General features: G+C 69.4%; 2 protein-coding genes. Both read left to right on the top strand.

Going from position 1 to position 2,244, the window contains the following annotated elements; all coding sequences use genetic code 11:
* On the top strand, positions 1-753 hold a 753-nt coding region (locus OXU42_12260; protein MDE0030161.1), incomplete at its 5' end, for a phosphoadenosine phosphosulfate reductase family protein.
* 128 nt (positions 754-881) lie between these two features.
* Positions 882-2,244: ParB/RepB/Spo0J family partition protein (locus tag OXU42_12255; protein ID MDE0030160.1), on the top strand; the 1,363-nt coding region annotated here is incomplete at its 3' end.

The raw sequence follows: 2,244 nt of genomic DNA, 5'->3' as shown, positions 1-2,244 counted from the left end.
TCGGGGGGCAAGGACAGCCAAACCATGACGATCCTGCTCGCCCGGGCCGTGCCCCACGACCAGTTGGTCGTGGTCCATGCGCCCCTCGGCCAAGTCGAGTGGCCGGGCACGGTCGAGCACATCGAGAGCACGATGCCGGCGGGCGTTCCGCTGATACTGGCGCGCGTGGCGTCCGGCAAGTCGCTTCTCGAAATGATCGAGGAAAGGGGAAGATTCCCGGGGCCTCGGACCCGGTTCTGTACACGATCCGCCAAAATCTCGCCCATCGAGCGCGAACTCCGCCACTACCTGAAGGCCCACCCGCGCTTCGGCGGGCGCATCGTCAGCGCCGTCGGAATCCGCCGCGACGAGAGCAATGCCCGGTCCAAACGCATCCCCTGGGCGCGCAGCGACCGCAACTCCCGCGCCGGCAGGGAGTGGTTTGACTGGCTGCCGATCTTCGATCTGACCACCGACGACGTGTTCCGCATCATCCGCGACGCCGGCCAGTCTCCGCACTGGGTTTACGCCGAGGGGATGTCGAGGTGCTCTTGCTCGCTATGTCTTTTTTCCTCCAAATCAGACATTTGCCGCGCAGCCGAGCTTCGTCCGGACCTCTATCAGCGCTATGCAGCGCTGGAAGAACGCATCGGCCACACGCTGTCGCCGTCGGGTGTTCCGCTTCCCCGGTTGACCGGCATTCCGGCCGATCCCGCCGCCGGAACGCCCGGCCTCTCCGACCGGCTCCTTGCCGAAGAGAGCGCCGGGCCATGAATCACGCCAACCGCGCCCCGTCCCCACACGAGCACCGCCAGGAGGCGGAGCCTGTCACGGGCCAGGCGGCGAGGCGGGGCCGGAGAGAGTCGCCGCCGCGCCCACCAACCCCCACGCAAGGAGGACACATGAACCATTCCGCTCCCGTCCACGAACCCACGATCCGCCCGATCTCGCTTGACCGGCTGGTGATCGCGCCGGAGAACGTGCGCAAGACCCCTCCCGATGCGGCCGCCGAGGCCGAGTTGAAGGCCTCCATTGCAGCCCACGGACTCCTCAAGAACCTCGTCGTCCGAAGCGACGGCCCCGGCCGCAACTACGCCGTGATCGCGGGCGGCCGCCGCCTGGCGGCCCTCAAGGCCCTCGCAGCGGACGGCGTGCTCGACGCCGCCCATCCGGTCCCCTGCTTGGTCGTGGACGGCGATGCCCCGTCCGCCGAGCTGTCTCTCGCCGAGAACGTCGTCCGCATCGCCATGCATCCGGCCGACCAGGTGGCGGCGTTCAGGGACCTGGCCGAGTCCGGCTCATCGGTGTCCTCCATCGCCGCCCGCTTCGGCATCTCCGAGCGCCTGGTCGAACAGCGTCTTCGGCTCGGCAACGCCGCGCCCGAACTCCTCGACGCCTACCGCGCCGGCGCCATCGACCTGGAGACGCTCAAGGGCTTCGCCGTCACCACCGACCATCACCGCCAGATGACGGTCTACCAGCAGGTGGCCAGCCAGGGCTACCGCCCCACCGCCTGGCAGGTGAAGCGGCTCCTCACCCAGGACCGGGTTCCGGCCAACTCCGCCGTGGCGCATTTCGTGGGGGTCGACGCCTACGAGGCCGCGGGCGGAGCGGTGTTGCGGGACCTCTTCTCGGACGAGGACGAGAGCGGCGTCTGGCTGGAGGACCCGGTGCTGCTGAACAATCTCGCCATGGAGAAGCTGGACGAAACCGCGAAGGACCTGGCGACCCGCTGGCGCTGGGCAACGGCAGTGCCGGAGGTCGACTGGACCGAGCTTGCGCGCTACGGGCGCATCCAGCCGGAACCCGTAACACCCACGGCCGAGGAGGCGGCCGAGCTGGAGCGTCTGCGCTCCCGCGAGGACGAGCTTTGCGAACTCGACGAGGACGAATGGACCGAGCAACTCGGCGAGGAGGCCTGCGCCATCGAGACCCGCACGGACGAGATCCACGCGGCGGTGGAGGCCCGGGCGGCCTACCAGGCGGAGGACTACGCCATCGCGGGCTGCATCGCCACCATCGGCCGGGACGGCAAGCTCCAGGTCATCAAGGGACTGGTCCGTCCCGGGGACATGCCCAAGCCGGACAATGCCGGCAAGAGCGACGGCGGTGACGCCGGTGACGGTGACAACGGCGACGCCACGGGTTCCGACCGGCTCCGTGGACCCTCCATCTCCGGTCCCATGGCCCCGGCTCCGGATCCCGAGGCCGAGGCGCGCAAGGAGGCGGGGGTGGGGATCGGGCTCTCGGACGATCTCCGATCGA

The organism is Deltaproteobacteria bacterium, from assembly GCA_028818775.1.
Taxonomy (GTDB): Bacteria; Desulfobacterota; Binatia; order UBA9968; family JAJDTQ01; genus JAJDTQ01.
Note: the sequence above shows the minus strand (reverse complement) of the source record. Positions and strands in the feature narration are given on the sequence as shown.